This window comes from Haloferax sp. SDI50, from assembly GCF_059802635.1.
Map to the genome: position 1 here is coordinate 511,854 of NZ_JBPULL010000001.1, position 19,536 is coordinate 531,389.

Sequence of the window (19,536 nt, forward strand, 5' to 3'; positions counted from 1 at the left end):
GGGAACATCGTGTGCCAGAGCACCGCACGCACCCGAATCCGCGAGAATCGCGCGACGGCGACGCGGCGGCGACGCCGACTCGGCGGCGCGTCCCCGGTCAGTCCAGCCTTTTAATGACTCGCGCCGGGTTGCCGCCGACGACCACCGAGTCGGGCACGTCCTCCGTGACGACCGCGCCGGAGGCGACCACCGCGTCGTCACCGATGGTGACGCCGGGGTTGACGACCGCGCGGCCGCCGAGCCACGCGTTGTCACCGATTGTCACCGGCTCGCCCGACTCCGGGCCCTTGATTCGCTCCGCGGCGTCGACCGGGTGGGTCGCGGTGTAGACGTGGACGCCCGGCCCGAGTTGGCAGTTGTCTCCGATGGTGATGGGACACACGTCGAGGAAGACGCAGTCGAAGTTGGCGAAGAACTCCTCGCCGACGCGGACGTTGTAGCCGTAATCGCAGCGGAACGGCGGCTCGATTTCGAACGACTCCCCGACCGCCCCGAACAGCTCCCGAATCAGCTCCTCGCGGCGCTCGATTTGGGTCTCGTCGGCCTCGTTGAATCGGCGCGTGAGCCGGCGCGCGCGCTTTCGCTCCGCGACGAGTTCCGGGTCGCTCGCGTCGTACGAGTCGCCCGCGAGCATCTTCTCCTTCTCGGAGGGCATACCCCAACCACCGGCGGGCCGATGGTAAGTGTATCCACGGCTTCCGCAACCGCAGGATTTGACTCGCCAGCCCGCAATCGTCCGCCCATGAAGGACTTCCCGCAACTCGGCTTCGGGACGTACAAGCTCGAAGACCGCGACGAGTGCGTCGAGGCCGTGAAAACCGCCCTCGACGCCGGCTACCGCCACGTCGACACGGCCCAGATGTACCACAACGAGGAGTACGTCGGCGAGGGCCTCGCCGAATCCGACGTGGACGTCGACGACGTGTTCGTGGCGACGAAGCTCGACACCGACAACCTCGGTTACGACGACGTGCTGGAGACGGCCCGCGAGTCCGCCGACAAGCTCGGCGTCGACACCATCGACCTGCTGTACGTCCACTGGCCAATCGACAGCTACGACGAAGACGAGACGCTCGCGGCCCTCGACGAACTCGTCGAGGCGGGCGTCATCGACCGCGTCGGCCTGAGCAACTTCCGACCCGACCAGCTCGAATCGGCCATCGAGACGCTCGACGCGCCGGTGTTCGCCCACCAGGTCGAGATGCACCCGATGCTCCAACAGACCGAACTCCGCGAGGTCGCCGCCGAACACGACCACCGGCTGGTCGCCTACTCGCCCATCGCGCGCAACCAAGTCGCCGACGAGGAGGTCATCGTCGACATCGCCGAGAAGCACGACGCCTCGCCCGCGCAGGTCGCCCTCGCGTGGCTCATCGAGAAGGGCGCGACGCCCATCCCGAAGGCCGCCTCGCCCGACCACATCCGCGACAACTTCGCCGCGCTCGACCTCGACCTCGACGACGAGGACGTGGCCGCCATCGACGGCCTCGATTCGACCCACCGCATCGTCGACTTCGAGGAAGCGCCGTGGAACCAGGTCTGAGCTGAGCCGGTCCGCACCCGGCGGACGACGATGCCGACGAAACCCTCGTTTTCACCGCGTTCGACCGCCCTGTATCTCGTATTCGTTGCCACCGGCGGCCTCGTCTGAGTGCGACGTGCGACCCCGACACAAACAGGGTGAACATATATGATGGACTCGCCCGTACCGTCGAATATGGCAACGGTGGTGGTGGTGTGCCCGCACTGCGGACAGCAAGTGGAATCGAGATACGAGGGCGACGCCGACTTCGACGGCGTCAGACAGCGGTTGAAAAGCGAGTATCGCGTCGCGCGGCAGACCTGTCCGGTCTGCTCGAACCCGTACGACCTCCGTCGGGCCTAGTCGGTTCCGACGGTGACGGCGACGACGACTTCGGCGGGTGGCCGAGGGCGTCGGTGTCGCGTTCGCGTTATCCCGTGTTCTTCATCCCGGCGGCGATGCCTTTGACGGTGAGCCGCAGGGTCTGTTCTTCCTCGTCGGTCCGGTGGGTCTGCGACAGCAGGTGGGTCTGCAGCAGGTTCAGCGGGTCGACGTAGGGGTTGCGGCGGCGGAGGCTCTCTTCGAGCCACTCGCGCTTCAGGAGGCTGCTGCGCTCGCTGATGTCGAGCATGAGGTCCGCGGCGTCCTCGTACTCGTCGGTGAGCCGGGTGAAGAACTCCTCGCGGAGCTCCTCGTCGGCGAGGTTCGCGTACTCCGTGGCGATTTCGAGGTCGGTGCGCGCCAGCGCCATCGCGGCGTTGTCGAACGTGCTCCGGAAGAACGCCCACTCGTCGTACATCTCGCGGAGGTCGTCCATGTCGCCGCCGTCTTCGAGGAAGGCGTTGACGCCGGCGGCCAGCGAGTACCAGCCGGGGAGGATACACCGCGACTGGGTCCACGAGAACACCCACGGGATGGCCCGCAGGTCCTCGACGCTGCGCTCGTCGGACCGGGAGGCCGGCCGGGAGCCGAGGTTAAGTTCCTCGATGACGGTGATGGGCGTCGCCTGCTCGAAGTAGGAGACGAAGCCGTCGGATTCGAGGAGGTCGCGGTACTCCTCGCGCGCGGCGGCCGCCATGGTGTCCATGGCGTCGACCCAGCGGTCGGGGACTTCCTCCTCGGGCGTCCGAATCGCTTGCAGGCGGGCGCGAATCTGGGCGTTGAGCATCTGTTCGAGGTTCCGCTCCGCGATGCGCGGGTTGGCGTACTTCTCGGCGATGGCCTCGCCCTGCTCGGTGAACTTAATCTGCCCCGTGACGGTCTCGTTCGGGAGCGCGAGCATGGCCTCGTTCATCGGGCCGCCGCCGCGGGAGATGGAGCCGCCGCGGCCGTGGAACAGCCGCATCGTCACGTCGAAGTCGTCGCAGATGTCGGCGAGGCGGCGCTGGTTCTTGTAGAGGTCCCAGTTGGCCGCGAGGAAGCCGTTTTCCTTGTTGGAGTCGGAGTAGCCCAGCATGATTTCCTGGACGTCGTTCCGGGCGGCGAGCGCCGTCCCGTAGGCCTCGTTTTCGAACAGCGTGCCCATGATGCGGCGCGCGCCGTTGAGCGCCGACTCGGTTTCGAGGAGCGGGACCACGTCGATGCCGCAGTGGTCGGGCAGGGAGACGACGCCCGCCTGGTCGGCAAGGAACAGCACTTCGAGGACGTGCGACGGCTCCTCGGTCATCGAGATGCAGTAGGTGTCGATAGCGCCGACGCCGTACTCGCGCTGCCACTCGCCGAGCTTGCGGAAGCGGCGGAGGACGCGCTCGGCCGTCTCGGACACGTCGCCGGGGTCTTCGAGGTCGACGACCGGCTCCTCCTGGAGAATCGCGTCCGTGAGGAGTTCGACGCGCTCGGCCTCTGAGCTGCCGTAGTAGTCGAGGCCCTCGTGGGCCAGCGCCTCGTGAACGGCCTCGGTGTGGTTCTCCTGGTGGTCGCGGAGGTCGAGGCTGGCGAGGGTGAATCCGAACGTGTCGACCTGTCGCATCAGGGGCTCGACGTACACATCAGCGACCTGTTCCGCGCCGGTCCGCCGGAGGCTGGTGTCGATGACTTCGAGGTCGGCCAGTAGCTCGCTCTCGTCCGCGTAGCCGTTCGGGCGAACGTCCTCGACGCGGCGGAGCCGCTCGCGCATCAGCTTGAGCTTCTGGCGGTACGGCTCGTTGGGGTAGCGCTCGTCGGCCTCCTTGGCGACGACGGGGAGGAGCTCGCGGTCTGCCTTCAGGGAGCGTTCGAGCTCGTGGCCCGGGTCGATTCGCGTCGCGTCCTGACTCAGCACACCGGAGAGACGCTTGAGCGCGTCGCTGTACTTTTCGAGGGCGACGCTTCGCTGGCGTTCGAGCGTGTCTTCGGTCACCTCGGGCGTGACGAAGGGGTTGCCGTCGCGGTCGGAGCCGGCCCACGACCGGAACTCGAACAGCTTCGGCACGTCGAGGCCGGGATACTCGGCGCGGAGCTCCTCTTCGAGTTCCTCGTACACCTCACCGACCACGTCGAACAGCGTGTTTTCGAGGTACCACTGGACGTTTCGGGCCTCGTCGGTCGGCTCCGGGCGGCGGTCGCGGACCTGCGAGGTCTGCCAGAGGCTCGTCACCTCGGCGACGACGTGCCGCCACTCCTGGTCGTGTTCGAGGTCGGTGAGGCGGCGCTCGTCGAGCGTCTCCAGCCGGTTGGCGATGGAGCGGAGCTTCGACTTCACCGTCTTCCGGCGGGCCTCGGTCGGGTGCGCCGTGAACGTCGGCTCGATGAGCACGTCTTCGAGGACCCGTCCCAGAAGCTCCTCGTCGACCTCCTCGTCGTCCAGCGCGTCGAGCGTGTCGAGGATGCCGTCTTCGAGCGTCCCCTCCTGTGACGCCTCGCGGATGACGCGAACGCGCTCGCGCTCCTCGGCGAGGTTGATGAGTTCGAAGTAGGTCGTGAACGCGCGGGCGACGACGCTCTCGCGCTCCGGTTCGAGGTCACCGACCACGTCGTAGAGCCGCTCGCGCGACCCGGATTCGCCTTTCCGGTAGGCGATGGCCGCCTGTCGAAGCTCTTCGACCGTCTCGAACGACGCCGTCGACGTCTGCGCTTCGAGCACGTCCCCGAGCAGCGCCCCCAGCTCGCGAACGTCTTGCCGCACGTCTCTGGTGTGCAATCGCATCCTACTCGAATACGAGTACCACATTCTAAAAGGCCACGAGTAACGCCGAAAATTTGCCCGGAGACGATTCCTCAACGAACGTTTCTAATGGTTCGTCCAGTTTTTCACTCGGTCGCTCGGCCGGCCGCACCCCCTCGCGGGCGGCCGGTTCGTCGGGCGCACTAACACGGTTGATTCGTCACGCTTTTACTGGCTGGGTCGAAGGTGAGTGTATGAGCGATAGCGACAAGTACCCCGCCGATTCGGGTCGCCGTCGGTTCGTCAAGGGCGTCGTCGGGGGAGCGGCGCTCGCGGGCGTGGGAACGACAGGCGCGGCCGCCGTCAACAGCGCAACGTCGTCCACCGGGTCCGGTGGCGGTCCGACGCAGGCGTACGCCATCGAGAACACCGGCGGTCCCGCACCGCGCGGTATGCCCCAGATTCCGATTGAAATCGACGACGAGGGCTACATCAGAGGCGTCTGGCCCGAGGTTCAGACCGTCACCCAGAACGGTGTGGAAGTCGAACTCGCCATCACCGAGGACTATCAGGGAACCGGCGTCACCTACTCGCAGGACTGGTTCCAGTACTGCGGCGTGCAGTCCTACGAGGCGCTCTCCCCGTCGTTCGAGTCTGACAACTACTTCCGCTCGGACAACGGGGCCTACGACTGGCAGTCCGAGGCGTACAGCGCCGGCGACCGCCTGAACGTCAACGACTTCGACGAGTACGAGTCGTGGGGCAACGGCATCGGACAGGCCGGGCTCGGACAGCCCGCGACCGGCACGTGGCGCTCCCAGGACACCGAGGACACGATTCCGATTCAGGTGCTCCGTTCGACGCGCATCGAGGAGGCCGCACAGGACAACGAGTGGCTCGCCGCCTCGACGGACCAGGGCGTCATCGCGTGGCTCAACAAGTGTACGCACTTCTGCTGTGTCCCCGGCTACAAGCAGGCGGCCAGCTCCGCCACGTTCGGCGGCGAAGACGGCGTCTACTGCCAGTGTCACCAGTCCGTCTACGACCCCTTCTCCATCGTCGAGACGCTGTTTACGGCGCTGCCGCGCCCGAGCGAGTAACTCGGACTCGGTACTCGCCTTCCCGCTTCGCGACCGACCGCGACGCGTCTCTCCGTTCCGCTCCGTTCCGTTCTCTCTCGCGTTCCGCCCCGCCGTTTTATCTCACCCAGCTCTCTCCCGTCCCTCCGTTCTATCTCACCCAGTGTCATCTCGTGCCGTCGTCTCCCGTCCCGCGTACTGACAGACCGGCCGCTCGCGGGTCGTCCGTCAGGCTTCGAGAACCGATGACCGTCGCCGCGTCAGGGCGACGACCGCGCGCTAGCCGCCGCTGACCGGCGGGAACAACGCGAGTTCGTCGCCGGTATCCGCTTCCTCGCCGAGCGCGGCCGCCTCGCCGTTCCGGAGGACGTTGATGTGGTCGTACAGTTCGCCGTCGTCACCGAACACCCGCGATTCGAGCGCCGGATGCGCCCCGACGAGGGCGTCGAGCGCGTCGCCGACGGTCGCGTCGCCGTCGACATCGACCCGAACGGTGCGCGAGCCGGCGACTTCCGCGAGGTCGGCGAACAGCTTCCACTCCATACTCCCGTCTCGTCGCCCGGCGCTCATGAGGATTGCGCCCCGGACGACCGCGGGGCGTCGCCGTCGGACCCGCCGGTGTCGGCTCCGTCGTCGTCGCCGCCGTCGGTGCGGCCCGTGTCGGTCGTCGCCCGGCGTTCGACCTTCCGGAGCACCTCCGGCCGGCCGACGACGTAGAGCGTGTCGCCGGCCGCCAGTTCGCGTCCCCGGCCGGGAATCGCGTCCACGGGACGGTTCGAAGACCGGATGGCGACGACCGTGGTGTCCACGTCCGACACTGTCAGTCCGTCGAGGTCGGCACCGGGTGCGACGGTCGTGGCCGCCATCGTCTCGTCGGCGTTCCGCAGGAGCGACGCGAACTCGCGGTCGACGTGGGGGTCCGCGGGGAGCGTCACGAGCCGGTACGCCTCGCCGCTCGTCAGGCGGTCGGCGTCCTCCTCGTCGAGGGCGACGGTCGCCACGTCGTCGGCGACGCCCCGGAGTTCGCCGAAGGCGACGCGGGTCGGCGCGGCCGGCGCGTCGGTGCCGCCGTCGGACAGCGAGCCCGCGTCGGGCCCGCCGGCGGGCGTCTCGGTCGAGCCGGTGGACTCGGGCGCATCGGTCGGGTCGGACGCACCCGCGACGGCGGCGTCTGACGGCCCGTCCTCGTCGTCGTCGTCGTCCGCGTCCGGCTTCGGAACCGACCAGACCTGCACGGGGTCGCCGGCGGCCGCGCCGGAGCCGGGGTCGCCGCGAATCGCGACCGCGACGGTGCCGGGCGCGAGCGTCGGCCCGAGGCCGGCCGCGCGACTGCCGAGCGCGAGGTAGGACACCTCGCTCCCGCCGGCCTCGAACTCCACGTCGACGTGGCCGACGCCGTGGTCGTCCTTGATGCGCGTGGCGAGTCGGTCGCGGAGTTCGGCCTCGCCGAGCCGCCGAGGAAACAGCAGCGTCTTCCCGCTCAGCTGGGTCTTGACGGCCTCGGCGACCGGGTCGTAGCCCTCGATGTCGCCGATGTCTTCGGGGAGCGTCACCGACGTGACGCGGCCGACGGTCCGGACGAGTCGGCTCACGTCGGCGTCGAGTTCCTTCGCGCCCGCGACGGCGAACACGTCCGTCGCCAGTCGGTCGCCGGCGACCCGTCCGACCGGCGCGACGAGCGCCCCGCCGGCGAGCGACGCGACGTTGAAAATCACGGTGTCGAGTTGGAACACCTCGGTCTCGGTGCCGGTGGTGAACGCGCCGAACAGACCGATGGTGTTCAGGTAGAGCGCGACGACCGCGCCGCCGAACAGCACCGCCAGCGCCCGCGGGATTATCTCGCGGGTGTACCAGCGATAGAGCAGCGAGGCGACCGCCGACACGACGAACGCGCCGACGACGAGGCCGACGAGCCGGAGCGCCTGCAGGACGAGCGAGTCGTCGGCCGGCGGAATCGACACCTGCCCGGCGGCGGCCGGCGACCCTCCGACCGCCGCGAACAGGTCGGCGGCGGGCGCGACCGAAACGGCGGTGCCCGCGCCGGCGGCCGAGGCGAACGCGGAGAGCAGCGCCGACATCACGCCACCGCCTCCTCGAAGCCGGTCAGGTCGGTTCTCGACCCGACCGCGTAGAGCGTGTCACCCGCGGAGACCGCTTGGTCCCCGCGCGGCGCAATCATCCAGTTTCCGCCGTGCCGGACCGCGAGGACGGCCACGCCGTAGGCGTCGCGGACGCCCGCCTCGCCGAGTGTCACGCCGTCGAGCGGGCTCTCGGACCGAACCGAGAGCCGAGAGAAGCGCTTGCCGGCGCGGCGGAGCAGTGAGACGAGTTCGAACTCCCGACGGACGCCGCGGGAGGTGACGACGAGCCGCTCCACGTCGCTCGTGAGGAGCGGTTCGACCTGCCCCCGGTCGACCGCGAGCGTGACGCGACCCTCGCCGCCGACAGCCGTGGGGGCGCGCGGCGCGGCCTTCGGGGCGTCCGCGTCGTCGTCATCGTCGTCGGGTTCGCTCGGGACCTCCGCGACGGAGTCGACTCCGGCGACGGTCGCCGAGACCGTGCCGCCGTCGGTGACGACGACTACGTCGTCGCCCTGCGCGAGCCCCGTCGGCACGAGCGCCGTCACCGACACCGCGCGCTTGCCCGCCGGGAGGCGCTTCGAGAGGCCGCCGACCGGGGCCGCGGCGGTGACGGTGGCGCGGGCCCGCTCGTCGAGTCTGACCTCGACGGCAGCGAGGTCGAACTCGTTTTGCAGGCGGTCGGCAAACCGCGATTCGAGTTCCACGAGCGGGATGTCGGCGGGGAACGTCCACTCCCCGTTTCGGATGCCGGTGCGGATGTCGAGCGGAACCGGCGGGTAGCCCTCGATGTCACCGACCTCGCCGGTGACGGTGACGCTGACCTGCCCGCGGCCGCCGACGAGTTCGACCACGTCGGTCGACAGCGACCGCTCGGTGAGCTTGCGCAGCGACATCTTCCGCGGGATGTCGTTGGCGAAAGCGTCGCCGCGATTGTGGGCGTACAACGACCCCATCAGGACGACCAACAGCGCGACCGTCAGCCTGACCTGGCTCTCAGACTGCGTAATCGTCGGGTCGGCCAGCGCCATGAGGCCGCCGCTCGCGCCCGCGATGGCGACGCTGAGGACGACGACGGCGAGGCCCGGCACGGTGACGCCGGTGACGTAGCGGAAGCCGAAGCCGAGGAGCCACGCGACGGCGGCCGGGACGAGGCCCGTGAGGACGCCGAAGTACAGCCCGTAGACGACTTCGACGGGGAGTGAAGCCATGCGCCGGTACACTCACCGACGCGATAAAGACGTGACGACGCACCCGTGACGGGCCGATACCCGACCGCTTTTGGCCTCGGACGCCAGAACTGCGAGAGACATGGCTTCGGTACGCGAGTGGATCGGTGCCCGCGCGACCATCGGGACGGTGTTCGTCGCCGCCGTCCTCTCGGTCGCCATCGGCATCCTCAACATCAGTTCCCCGGTCGCCGGCGGCGTGCTGGCACCCTACATTCCCGACGCGGTCCGCATCACCGCCGGCTTCACCGGGACGCTGACGGGCTTTCTGCTCCTCGCGAGCGTCTTCGGGCTCCGCCGCCGCTACCGCGCCGCGTGGTATTCGACCGCGATACTGCTCCCGGTGACGGCCGCACAGGGACTCATCCAGTCGCCCGAGCGGGCGGCCCCGCTCGTCGGCCTCTCGCTTATCAGCCTCGCGCTCTTGGTGTTTAACCACAGGGCGTTCGACCGCGACCTCGACCTGACGGCGACGCAGCTGTCGGCGCTGCTCGCCATCGCGGGCGCACAGACCTACACGACCGCCGGCGCGTGGGCGCTCAGAGAGCAGTTCAACGGCATCGACACGCTGTTCGACGCGTTTTATTTCGGCGTCGTCACCGGCAGCACGGTCGGCTACGGCGACATCTACCCGCAGACCGCCATCGCCAGGCTGTTCGGGATATCGGCGCTCCTCATCACGGTGGCGACGTTCGCCGTGGCGCTCGGTGTCCTGCTCACGCCCGCAATCGAAGCGCGACTCACCAAGGCACTCGGACGCATGACCGAATCACAACTCGACATCCTGGAGAACCACGTCCTCGTCCTCGGCTACGGGGAACTGACCGAACCGATTCTCGAAGAGCTCGGCGACCGCGCCCGCGTCGTCATCGTCACGCCCGACGAGGGCCGCGCCAAGCGCCTCACCGACCGCGGCTACGACGTGGTCACCGACGACCCGAGCGACGAGGAGGCGCTTCAGCGGACCCGCGTCGACGCCGCTCGCTCCGTCGTCGTCGCCACGAACAACGACGCCGAAGACGCGCTGGCCATCCTCACGGCGCGACAGCTCAACCCCGACGTGCACATCGTCGCGGCGGCGACCCAGCGGGAAAACGAGCGGAAACTGCGCCGTGCCGGGGCCAACACCGTCATCAGCCCCGCGGCGCTCGGCGGCCACTTCCTCGCGGAGTCCGCCGTCGGCGGGAGCGGCCTCGAAACCATCGAGGAACGGCTGCTCGACGAACAGCCCACCGAGCCGGCCGAAGACGGAACGGTCGAGGCGGACGGGACGGTCGAGGCGGACGACCCCGGGACGGACGACCGTAACTGACAAACCCGGCGACGCCGCTCGCAAGCGCGAGCCGATTCGGACGCCGGCCGCTCCGCGTCGCTCTCTCTCTGGGCGCTCAGTGCCCGCGGTCGAACACCGCCACGTCGCAGTCTATCTCGCGGATGCGCTCGAACGTCGGCGGCGAGATGAACCGCGAGGCGGGCGAGCGGTCGCCGCTGGAGCCGAGCACCACGAGGTCGTAGGAGGCGGCGTTGGAGGCGATAAACGCCGTCACCTCCGAGCGGGCGACCCGCGTCTCGATGTTCCCGTCGGCCGTCTCGACCAGATTGGCGAGCTTCGACTCCGCGGGCCGGCGTTCGACCTCCGAGGAGATGCACGTCGTGACGCTCACGCTCCCCGTCTTCCCGGCGAGGCGAGTCGCGAAGTCTATCATCGCGTGGGCGGCGTCGCCGGGGCGCGCGACGAGGACGAGGACGCGCCGCCAGCGGTAGGTCTCGCCGGTCGAGCGGAACGCCACGGTGTCGTACGAGCCGCCGAACAGGCCGCGGATGTAGTCCGAAAGCAGGCCGCGGTCCTCCTCGTAGGGCGTCACCACGAGGTCGGAGTTGGTGTTCGCCGCGGCCTCGGTGGTCGCCGTCAGCGGGTCGCCGCGCGCGACGGCGATTTCCACGGGGACGCCCAACTGGGTCCGTAGGTTGTGGGCGCAGGATTCGAGGCGCTCGACCGACGCGTCGGCGTCGGCGTCGAGTTCGCCGTCGGCCGTGGTATCCGGGGCCGCGTCGCTCTCGTCGGCCGGCGTCGCCGGGAGCACGTCGAGGAGGACTACCTTGCCGGCGCTGTGGGCGGCGGCGAGTCGGGCGGCGAAAAAGGCCGTCTGGGTCGCCGTCTCGCCGCGCATCGGGACGAGGACGTGGTCGTCGCCGCGGACGGTCCCGTAGAGGTACTCCGCGCGCCGCTCGTAGAACTGCTCGCGCCAGATGGTGAACGCGATGGCGATGACGACGCTGGCGAAGAAGATGCTCACCACGTACTCCTCGGGGTTCACGTTGCCCGTGACGAGCGTCAAGAGCGCCGTCGAAAACGCGGACGGCGCTTCCACGTCTAACGCCCACGTCGTCGCGCCCGCGAGGAAGATGGCGAGCGCCGCCGCCGACGGGTGGACGAGTGCGGTCCCGGTCGGGCCGTACGCCCAGCCGGTGAAGCCGACCGCGACGAGGCCGCAGAGCGCGCCGACCGTGAGGGCGACGACGAACTTCACGGGCGAGGCGTACCGCCCCTCCGGGTCGGAAAACAGCGTGTACGACCCGGACGCGAGCGGCGGGAACAGCAGGAACGACAGCGTGCTGACCGAGTTGGAGATGAGCGTCACCACCGCGATGAGCACGGGGATGATGAGGAGAATCGAGAGGTGAAGCAGGTTGTTCGTGTTCTCTATCCAGCGGCCGAACGCCACCATCTCGCGCCGCTCTATCCGACGAATCCGGTCGCGGAGCGCGCCGACGCGTGCGACCGCGCGGGCCGCGAGATGGCGAGGGTCCACGGCTGTCGTCTACGCGAGGTCGGCAACGGCGTCGAGCGAGATGGAGATGGCGCGCTCGACGTTGTTCTTCGCCTTCTCGGGGAGTTCCTCGTCCGAGTCGGCACCCTTCTGGGTGCCGGCGACGAGGTTGCCGTCGACCGTGCAGATAGCGCCGGCGCGGAGGCCCTTCCGGCGGGCGAGCGAGAACACCGTCGCGGCCTCCATCTCGATGGCGAGCAGGCCCGCGGCGTTCCAGTCGTCCACGTACTCGTCGGACTCGTTGTAGAACGCGTCGTCGGAGACGATGGGGCCGACGTGGACGTCCTCGTCGTTGGCCTCGGCCGAGTCGACGAGCGACGTGAGCACGTCGTAGTCGGGGACGGCCGGGTACACCTCGGACTCGTAGCGCTTCGAGGTGCCTTCCTCCTTGGCCGCGCCCGTGGCGACGATCATGTCACCGACTTCGATGTCCGCTTGCAGCGCGCCGATAGTGCCGACGCGGATGAACGTCTCCACGCCGACGCGGGCGAGTTCCTCGATGGCGATGGCGGCCGAGGGACAGCCGATGCCGGTCGAGGAGATGGTGAGCGGGACGCCCTCGTACTCGGCGTTGACGACCTTGTACTCGCGGTTCTGCGCGACTTCCTCGACGTTGTCACACTGCTTTGCGATGCGGTCGACGCGCCCGGGGTCGCCCGGGATGAGCGCGATATCGTTCACGTCGCCTTCTTCGACGAGGAGGTGGGGCTGTTTCGCCATGTACCGACCCACTCGGGTCGCGGGCAAAAACGACGCGGTTCGACCGGGGGCGGGAGCGGTCGGCTGGAACGACCAGCCAACCGACCGGGTCGCCGTCACGCGAACCCGGTGAAAATCGCCGGTGCGAGGACCAGTAGCGTCGCCCCGAACACGAGCGAGGAGCGGAGCCACTGCCCGCGGACCGCCGTCGCGCGCTCCTCGTAGATGCGCCGGCCGGCGCGGGGGAAGATGAATCGGGCGAACGCGACGTAGATGAACGCCACGACGACCGCGGTCGCGACGAGATGCGAGGGGAGGTCGATGCCGGCGACGGCGAGGTCCGGCGCGAGGGCGTCGGTGACGAGGTAGACGACCGCGTAGAGGACGCCGGCGAGCGCGCCGGCGGCGTGGTGGGCGACGTTCGCGTCGCCGAAGCTCACCTCGTCCGGCGTCGTTCGGCGGACGACCGCCGCGGCGACGTACGCCGGCGTGAAGCCGTCGTCCTGCCGCCACATCGGGATGGCCATCACGACCGCGGCTGCGACCCCGACGACCGCGCCGAGGAGCAGTCGCCCGGCGAGTGCGCCGAGGCTCGACGCGGCGTCGAGGGCGGCGACGACGGCCGGGAGCTGGTCGAACATCGTCCCGACGAATGGCTGGTGAGGATAAAACTGGTGGGGTCGGCGCCGAGCGGCGTGGACGCGGCGGCTCAGCCCTCGACGAGGTCGTCCAGCCGCCGCCAACTGAGTTGCGTCCGCGCGCCCGGCTCGGCCGCGGTGAGCGCGCCGCAGGCGTTGGCGACCGCCAGCGCCCGCTCGTAGGTCGCCCCGTCGAGGCGGGCCGCGATAAAGCCCGAGGCGAAGGCGTCGCCCGCGCCGGTCGTGTCAACCGCGTCGATAGGGTAGCCGGGGTGGACGTGTCGGTCGTCGCCGTCTCTGACCTCCGCGCCGCGCGGGCCGTGTTTGAGAACGAGCGTCGTCTGCGCGAGCGCCGCGGCCACGTCTGAGATGGGGTCTGCGGCGGCGTCTCGTCCACGCTGGACCGCCGCTTCACCGAGCGCGGTGGCGGCCTCGCGGTCGTTGAGAAAGACGTAGTCCACCTCGCGGAGCGCGTCGGCGTAGCCCCGGTCTCCGACGCGCCGGCCGGGGTCGAAGCTGACGGTCGTTTCGACCTCGTGGGCCCGTCCGGCGAGCGTCGCGGCCGTGTCGGGCGATTGGCTCGTCAGGTGGAGGTGGTCGGCCGCCGCGAGCGGGTCGGTCGGCAGGTCGGTCGCCTCGAACGCCTCGTTGACGCCGGGCGAGCCGAGGACGAACACCTCGCCCGCGGCGTCGACGACGATGTACTTGACCGTGGTCGGGCCGCCGTCGACGCTGACGACGTGGCGGCAGTCGACGCCCTTCGAGGCGAGTTCTGCGACGGCGGCGTGGCCGTGTTCGTCGTCGCCGACGCTCCCGAGGAGCGCGGCGGGCACGTCGAGGCCGACGAGGCCGCTGGCGACGTTGGCGGCGCTGCCGCCGCCCGCGCCGACCCGCGACTCGACGGTTGCCTCGCCGTCGGGCTCCGGCAGGGCGTCCACGCGGAGGGTGACGTCCCAGTTCACGTGGCCGGCGCAGATGACACGGGACATGCGTCCCCGTAGGTCGGTTCGCCGGTGGGATAACTCTCCCGGGTCGGGCGACTACGGAGCGCGGCGCAACAGCGGGCAGGCGGAGGCCGGCAGGCAGGCGGCCCAAACAGGGTCGCAGCCTCAGCCGGCGATGGCGAACAACAGGAGGTTGTGGACGCCGGGGCCGAGGCCGACGGCGGCGACGAGGCCCAACAGGAGCGACCCCTCGGTCGGGTCCTCGCGGACGTAGCCGGCGAGGAGGGCGACCACGAAGCCGGCGACGGCGAGTTTCACGAGGACGAACAGCCAGCCGACGCCGATGACCTCCGCGGTCGGGAGCGCCGCGGCGGCGTCGAGGATGACGCGCGACAGCGGCGTCCGCTCACCGAAGCCGAGCACGTCGACGCCGACGGCGGTCGACAGCGCGTCGAGGGCGTGCCCGAAGAGTGCGAGCAGGCCGAGCGACCCCGCGGCGGCCGCCTCGGGGGCGAGTCGCGTCACGACCCGCCACGTCAGCGGGGTGACGACGACCGCGGCGACGAGGGCGAGACCGGGCCAGACGACCGAGAGGGTCCCGGCGGCGAGGCCGGCGAAGAGCGCGAAGCCGGCGAGGCCGGCGGCGACGAGCAACCCCGGAGCCGCGAGCGTCTGCGGCGAGGCGAGGTCGGCCGCGTCGAGCGCGAGCCACGTCGCGCCGGCGACGACGGCCACCGACAGGTAGACCGCTGGCGTGCCGGCGAGCGGTTCGACCGCGGGCGGGAGCGCGCCGACGACGTAGAGAACGTGCAGCGCCGACCCCGACACCATCCACGGGACGAGCGCGAGGACGTGCGCGGGCGTGACCGTCGGTCGCGTGCGACGCAGTCCGACGCCGACGCCGACGAGTCCCGCGACGAGGGCGACGAGGTAGGGGAGCGGCGGGAGCGCGAACCCCTCGGGGAGAATGGCCATGCAGGAGGCGCGGCGGGGCGGCGTGAAAGCCTTACGTTCTTTAGCCTCGGGTCGCCTCCACCGGGTATGAACCGAGCCGACCTCGCCGCCCGCATCGACCACACGGTCCTCGGACCCGAGACGACGATGGCCGACGTGGAGGCCGTCCTCGACGACGCCGCCGAGTGGGGGATGAACGCCTGCATCCCGCCGTGCTACGTCGCCGAGGCGAGCGAGTACGCCCCGGACGTGTTGCTGGCGACGGTCGTCGGCTTCCCCCACGGTCAGCACACGACGACGGCCAAGCGCGAGGAGGCCGTCGACGCGTGGCAGGCCGGCGCGGACGAACTGGACATGGTCATCAACGTCGGTCGGCTCAAAGCCGGCGACGACGAACTCGTGACCGAGGACATCTCGGAGGTCGTCGCCGCCGTCCCGGTTCCCGTGAAAGTCATCATCGAGACGGCGCTTCTCACCGAGGAGGAGAAACACCGCGCCTGCGAGGCGGCCGCCGAGGCCGACGCCGCCTTCGTCAAGACCGCCACCGGCTTTGCCGACGGCGGCGCGACGGTCGAAGACGTCGAACTCATGGCCGAGTACCTGCCCGTCAAGGCCTCCGGCGGCGTCGGCTCCTACGACGAAGCGGTCGCTATGTTCGAAGCCGGCGCGGAGCGCATCGGCGCGTCGTCGGGCGTCGACATCGTCTCCGGCGCCCCCGGGGAGTAGGTCGGCAGTCTGGGGGGTTTGCAGCCTCGCAGCCTCGCGGTCGTCGATAGATTGTGAACGCCGCGCGCCCAACATTGATTATCCGACTCCCGAGAACCCAGTACCATGCTCAGAGGCGGACCCGTCGTTCAAATCGCCGTCATTCTCGTGTCAGTGCTTGGGCTCTGGGTCGGCGCGCGGCTGTTGGTCGACGCCGCCGTTCGGTCGGCTCGGCGGTTCGGCCTCTCGGAGCTCACCATCGGGCTGACAATCGTCGCAATCGGGACCTCGACGCCGGAGCTCTCGGTCGCGGTCGACGCCGCGTACAAGGGGTTGGGCGACATCGCAGTCGCCAACGTCCTCGGCTCGAACATCTACAACTTGGCGTTCGTGTTGGGCGTCATCTCGCTGTTCCGGGTGATTCCGGTCGCGGAGTCGCTCGTCTCCCGCGACGGCGTCGCCCTGCTGGCGAGCACGCTCCTCGGCGGACTGGTTCTGTTCGACCTCCGGGTGACGAGGTTCGAAGGCGCGCTCTTGGTCGGGGCGTTCGTCGCCTACACGGCGTACCTGCTCCGTAGCTCTCAGACTGAGGCCGGTGGAGCAACCGAGCAATCGACTGAGCAATCGGCCGACCAGTCGCACGGAGACGGCGGCGTGACCCGCCCGATAACCGACCGAATCGGCTTCCCCGGCCGCGACGCCGTGTTCCTCGCGGGCGGATTGGCGCTGGTGTTGGTGAGCGGCGACTACATGGTGCTCGCCGCCTCGGAGCTGGCCCGCGGGGCCGGCATCTCCGAGTGGGTCATCGGCGGCACAATCGTCGCGGCGGGGACGTCGACGCCGGAGTTCGCCGTCTCGCTCGTCGCGCTCCGACAGCGGAGCCTCGGGGTCTCGGTGGGCAACGTCGTCGGCAGCAACATCCTCAACATCACCGGCATCGTCGGCGTCGCGGCGGTCGCCAGCCCGCTCGCGGTGAGCGCCTCGGCGCTCGGGACGTTCGCGTGGCTGGTCGTGGTCACCCTCCTGATAGTCGCCGCGCTCTGGACCGGGAGGGTCTTCTCCCGGGTGGAAGGTGCCTTCTTCGCGACCTCCGAGGTCACGCGGTGGATACTGGGACTCATCTGAGGGTCGCGGTCTCCCGAGACGACCCTGTCGAGCGCCCCCCGAATCGCTCTTTTACCCGGCCCGCAGCGCGACGAGCCGCCGCGCCCCGTCGTCGCCGCCGGATTCGACGACGAACAGCGCGTCGCCCGCCGGCGTCGGACCGGTCAAGGCGCGCCCCGTGAGGTCGTAGCGCCAGCGCTCGGCCCCGATGCGGGTGTCGTCGAGGCCGACGCCGCCCCCGGCGTCGTAGGCGACGACGCCGCCGTCGTCGCTCGTATCCGAGACGAAGACGGTGTCGCCGGCACCCGCTGGCGGGGCAAAGAAATCGTCGCCGGCCGCCCACGAGGGGGAGCCGGAACGTTTGTCGAAGGCGTCGAGGCCGGCCCCGTCGGTCGAAAAGACCCGCCGGGGGCCGACGACGAGCGAGCCGTGCGGCGAGGGGTCTTCTTGGTGCCAGGCCACCGCGCCGGCGCGGAGGCCGCCGCTGAGTCTGGCGACGCCCGCGCCGAAGAAGCCTGCGAACACGTCGCCCGACCCGGCGACCGCGAGCGCCTGCACGCCGCCGGGGAGTTTGGTCCGCCACAGCCCGGTCGGGTCGCGGCCCGCCCCTTCGTCGAGGTACGTGACCACCTCACCGCCCTCCGTGCCGGCGACGACGGTGTCGTACCGAGCCGCGAGGGAACGAACCGGGCCGAACACCTCGGTTTGCCACTCGACGGTCCCGTCACTGCCGCGGATTCGATAGACGTTCCCGGCCGTGTCGGCGGCGTAGAGGTGGTCGCGGTCCTGCTCGGGTCGGACGACCGGGGCGCGGACGCTCGATTGGGTCGGTGCGTGCCACGCCTCCTCGCCGTCGTGGGTGTACGCGAGCACGCCGGTTCTGGCTCCGACGTGGCCGACGTAGACGCGCTCCGAATCGACCGTCACCGACGAGCGGAAGCCGCTCTGAGTGTCGCTTTCGACCGACCACAGCTCGGTGCCATCGGCGACCGAAAACGCCCGGAGGCGCTCGCTGGTCGCGAGATACACCGTCTCGCGGAACACGACCGGGCGCGCCAGTTCGAGGCCGTTCACCTCGATGCCCCACGACTCGCTCGGCTTCGACGCCGGGCCGGTCGCACGGGGGTTGTAGCCCGTCCCCTCGGGGGAGAAGTACGGATGCGGCCAGTCGCCCCCTCCGTCGCCCGTGGAGCCCTCATCGCCGCCGACACAGCCCGCGAGACCGACGGCTGCGCCGGTTCCGAGAGTCCCGAGGAACGCCCGTCTCGATAGTCTCGCGTCGGGGTTCGTCACGACTCCGACCCGCCGGCGTCCGCGGTCGTCCCCGCACTCGACCCGTCGGCGGCGGCATCGCCGACGACAGTCATGCTCGGCAGGCCGTCGTCGCGGACGACCGGGCAGAACACCCGGCGGTCGGTCGCGGCCAGCGAGTGGCCGACGTTGCGACCGAGCGAAACCGACCAGCGCTCGCGGTCACCGAACAGGCCGCCGTCGCCGGTTCGGTTCAGGGCGACGAGGTCGCCGTCTCCGGTGCCGACGTACACCGCGTCGCCGACGATGCTCGCGGCGGAGACGGTCTCGTCCGGGTAGTAGCGCCACCGCTCCTCGCCGGTCGCGCTGTCGAGCGCCCGGAGCGACCCGCGGACCGCGTAGAGGCGCTCGCCGTCGAACGCGAGGCGCTCGTGGACGCCGCGGTCGTCCTCCCAGACCACGTCGCCGTTCCGCCGTTCGAGCGCGGCGATGCGGTCCCAGCCCGCGAGGTACACCCGCTCGTCGCCGACGACCGGCGCGACGGCCTCGACCGTCTCGGTCGAGACCTGCCAGCGGGCTCCGCCGTTCGCGCCGAGGCAGTAGAGGCGCTGTCCTTCCGTGACGACGTATATCGCGCCGAGATTGACCGCGAGGGGTCGCCGGACCGCGCCGAACAGCGACCGCGTCCATTTGACCTCGGCGGCGTCGATATCGACCGCGCAGACGCGCTCGTCGTCGAGGCCGAGAAACAGCGTCTCGCGGTCGTTGGAGAACGCCGGCGGCGTCTGTGGACGCCCCGGGAGTTCGATAGTCCGGAACAGCCGACCGGTCCGAGCGCGGTAGAGCGCGAGTCGGTTCGGCCCGTGGACCGTCACACCGAGCGAGTAGACGACGCCGTCGAGGACGACCGGTGCGGTCCACTCCTCTCCCTGCGCGGCCCACAGTTCCTCGCCGGCCGCCGGGTCGATTGCCCGCATCGGGTCGCTGGGCGTGTAAGCCACCCCGTCGGCGGCGACTGGCTCGGTGGAGCCCATCCCGAAGTCGGGTTCGTACTCGATGGTCGGCTCGGAGATGGGGGTGCCCTCGCGGCGGAACGCGGTGTTGGCGTCGTCGTGGGCGTAGGTCCGCCAGCCGTCTTCGAAGCGGACGCCTTCGGCGGAGTCGTCGTCGGTCTGTTCGTCGCCGCCGAGGCAACCGGTGAGACCGACGGCCGCACCCGACCCGAGGAGTCGGAGTACGTCGCGGCGGGTGCTGGTACCGGCGGCGGGCGGAGGCGAACTGCGAGCGGCGGACGAAGCGTCGCTGTCGGTCGAGCCCGAGTCGTGGTCGGAGGGCGTACCGGGGGGTGTCCTGCGGGAACGCATCTATCACAACTGCACAACACCGTGACAAGTAACTTTTCGCCGGGAGCGGTGGCGAG

Annotated in this window: 18 protein-coding genes; 6 read left to right on the forward strand and 12 right to left on the reverse strand. The window is 70.1% G+C overall.

The genetic code is table 11. The features are described 5' to 3' along the window. Positions 1–97: 97 nt before the first annotated feature. Positions 98–655 carry a sugar O-acetyltransferase gene (locus tag ACSR87_RS02670; RefSeq protein ID WP_498529400.1) on the reverse strand — a complete coding sequence of 186 codons (558 nt, stop codon included), beginning with the start codon at positions 653–655 and terminating at the stop codon, positions 98–100. Between the two features lie 87 nt (positions 656–742). Between ACSR87_RS02670 and ACSR87_RS02675 the strand changes: the two genes are divergently transcribed. Further along, positions 743–1,543: an aldo/keto reductase gene (locus tag ACSR87_RS02675; RefSeq protein ID WP_498529401.1), complete on the forward strand. Its 801-nt coding sequence runs from the start codon at positions 743–745 to the stop codon at positions 1,541–1,543. A gap of 174 nt (positions 1,544–1,717) precedes the next feature. Further along, positions 1,718–1,885, forward strand: a complete 168-nt coding sequence (locus tag ACSR87_RS02680) for a hypothetical protein (RefSeq protein ID WP_155821702.1) — start codon at positions 1,718–1,720, stop codon at positions 1,883–1,885. 67 nt (positions 1,886–1,952) lie between these two features. On the opposite strand, the gene ppc is transcribed toward ACSR87_RS02680, so the two are convergent. Further along, positions 1,953–4,646: a phosphoenolpyruvate carboxylase gene (gene ppc / locus ACSR87_RS02685; protein WP_498529402.1), complete on the reverse strand. Its 2,694-nt coding sequence runs from the start codon at positions 4,644–4,646 to the stop codon at positions 1,953–1,955. A gap of 212 nt (positions 4,647–4,858) precedes the next feature. Between ppc and ACSR87_RS02690 the strand changes: the two genes are divergently transcribed. Further along, on the forward strand, positions 4,859–5,704 hold the full coding sequence (locus ACSR87_RS02690; RefSeq protein WP_008575927.1) for a Rieske (2Fe-2S) protein: 846 nt from the start codon (positions 4,859–4,861) through the stop codon (positions 5,702–5,704). A 258-nt stretch (positions 5,705–5,962) separates the two neighbouring features. Here the strand turns inward: ACSR87_RS02690 and samp1 are convergent, their stop codons facing one another. The 3 genes from samp1 to ACSR87_RS02705 are packed head-to-tail and all read right to left on the reverse strand — an operon-like array spanning position 5,963 to position 8,972. Then, a complete protein-coding gene (gene samp1 / locus ACSR87_RS02695; protein WP_008575926.1) occupies positions 5,963–6,226 on the reverse strand; it encodes a ubiquitin-like modifier protein SAMP1 in 264 nt (87 codons plus the stop codon). 23 nt (positions 6,227–6,249) lie between these two features. Continuing rightward, entirely contained in the window at positions 6,250–7,761 is a 1,512-nt protein-coding gene (locus tag ACSR87_RS02700; RefSeq protein WP_498529403.1) for a cation:proton antiporter regulatory subunit, read from the reverse strand. Next, on the reverse strand, positions 7,761–8,972 hold the full coding sequence (locus ACSR87_RS02705) for a potassium channel family protein (RefSeq protein WP_498529404.1): 1,212 nt from the start codon (positions 8,970–8,972) through the stop codon (positions 7,761–7,763). The genes ACSR87_RS02700 and ACSR87_RS02705 overlap by 1 nt, the downstream gene beginning before the upstream one ends. A gap of 100 nt (positions 8,973–9,072) precedes the next feature. Between ACSR87_RS02705 and ACSR87_RS02710 the strand changes: the two genes are divergently transcribed. After that, complete coding sequence (locus ACSR87_RS02710; RefSeq protein ID WP_498529405.1) at positions 9,073–10,302, forward strand: NAD-binding protein; 1,230 nt, start codon at positions 9,073–9,075, stop codon at positions 10,300–10,302. 76 nt (positions 10,303–10,378) lie between these two features. On the opposite strand, the gene ACSR87_RS02715 is transcribed toward ACSR87_RS02710, so the two are convergent. The 5 genes from ACSR87_RS02715 to ACSR87_RS02735 form a co-directional block, all read right to left on the reverse strand. After that, positions 10,379–11,803 (reverse strand): universal stress protein, encoded by a 1,425-nt coding sequence (locus ACSR87_RS02715; RefSeq protein WP_498529406.1) that lies wholly within the window; start codon positions 11,801–11,803, stop codon positions 10,379–10,381. Between the two features lie 9 nt (positions 11,804–11,812). Beyond that, positions 11,813–12,541, reverse strand: coding sequence for a guanosine phosphorylase (locus ACSR87_RS02720; protein WP_498529407.1), 729 nt, complete (start codon positions 12,539–12,541; stop codon positions 11,813–11,815). Between the two features lie 95 nt (positions 12,542–12,636). After that, positions 12,637–13,161, reverse strand: coding sequence for a hypothetical protein (locus tag ACSR87_RS02725; RefSeq protein ID WP_498529408.1), 525 nt, complete (start codon positions 13,159–13,161; stop codon positions 12,637–12,639). A gap of 68 nt (positions 13,162–13,229) precedes the next feature. Then, on the reverse strand, positions 13,230–14,147 hold the full coding sequence (locus ACSR87_RS02730; RefSeq protein WP_498529409.1) for an ATP-dependent ribose-1-phosphate kinase: 918 nt from the start codon (positions 14,145–14,147) through the stop codon (positions 13,230–13,232). Between the two features lie 120 nt (positions 14,148–14,267). Continuing rightward, complete coding sequence (locus ACSR87_RS02735) at positions 14,268–15,077, reverse strand: DUF63 family protein (RefSeq protein WP_498529410.1); 810 nt, start codon at positions 15,075–15,077, stop codon at positions 14,268–14,270. A gap of 66 nt (positions 15,078–15,143) precedes the next feature. Between ACSR87_RS02735 and deoC the strand changes: the two genes are divergently transcribed. Both deoC and ACSR87_RS02745 read left to right on the forward strand, forming a co-directional pair. Beyond that, positions 15,144–15,782 (forward strand): deoxyribose-phosphate aldolase, encoded by a 639-nt coding sequence (gene deoC, locus ACSR87_RS02740; RefSeq protein ID WP_498529411.1) that lies wholly within the window; start codon positions 15,144–15,146, stop codon positions 15,780–15,782. A gap of 105 nt (positions 15,783–15,887) precedes the next feature. Next, a complete protein-coding gene (locus tag ACSR87_RS02745; protein WP_498529412.1) occupies positions 15,888–16,886 on the forward strand; it encodes a sodium:calcium antiporter in 999 nt (332 codons plus the stop codon). A 51-nt stretch (positions 16,887–16,937) separates the two neighbouring features. On the opposite strand, the gene ACSR87_RS02750 is transcribed toward ACSR87_RS02745, so the two are convergent. Beyond that, positions 16,938–18,158: an outer membrane protein assembly factor BamB family protein gene (locus ACSR87_RS02750; protein WP_498529413.1), complete on the reverse strand. Its 1,221-nt coding sequence runs from the start codon at positions 18,156–18,158 to the stop codon at positions 16,938–16,940. Then, entirely contained in the window at positions 18,155–19,480 is a 1,326-nt protein-coding gene (locus ACSR87_RS02755) for an outer membrane protein assembly factor BamB family protein (protein ID WP_498529414.1), read from the reverse strand. The genes ACSR87_RS02750 and ACSR87_RS02755 overlap by 4 nt, the downstream gene beginning before the upstream one ends. Positions 19,481–19,536: the final 56 nt, after the last annotated feature.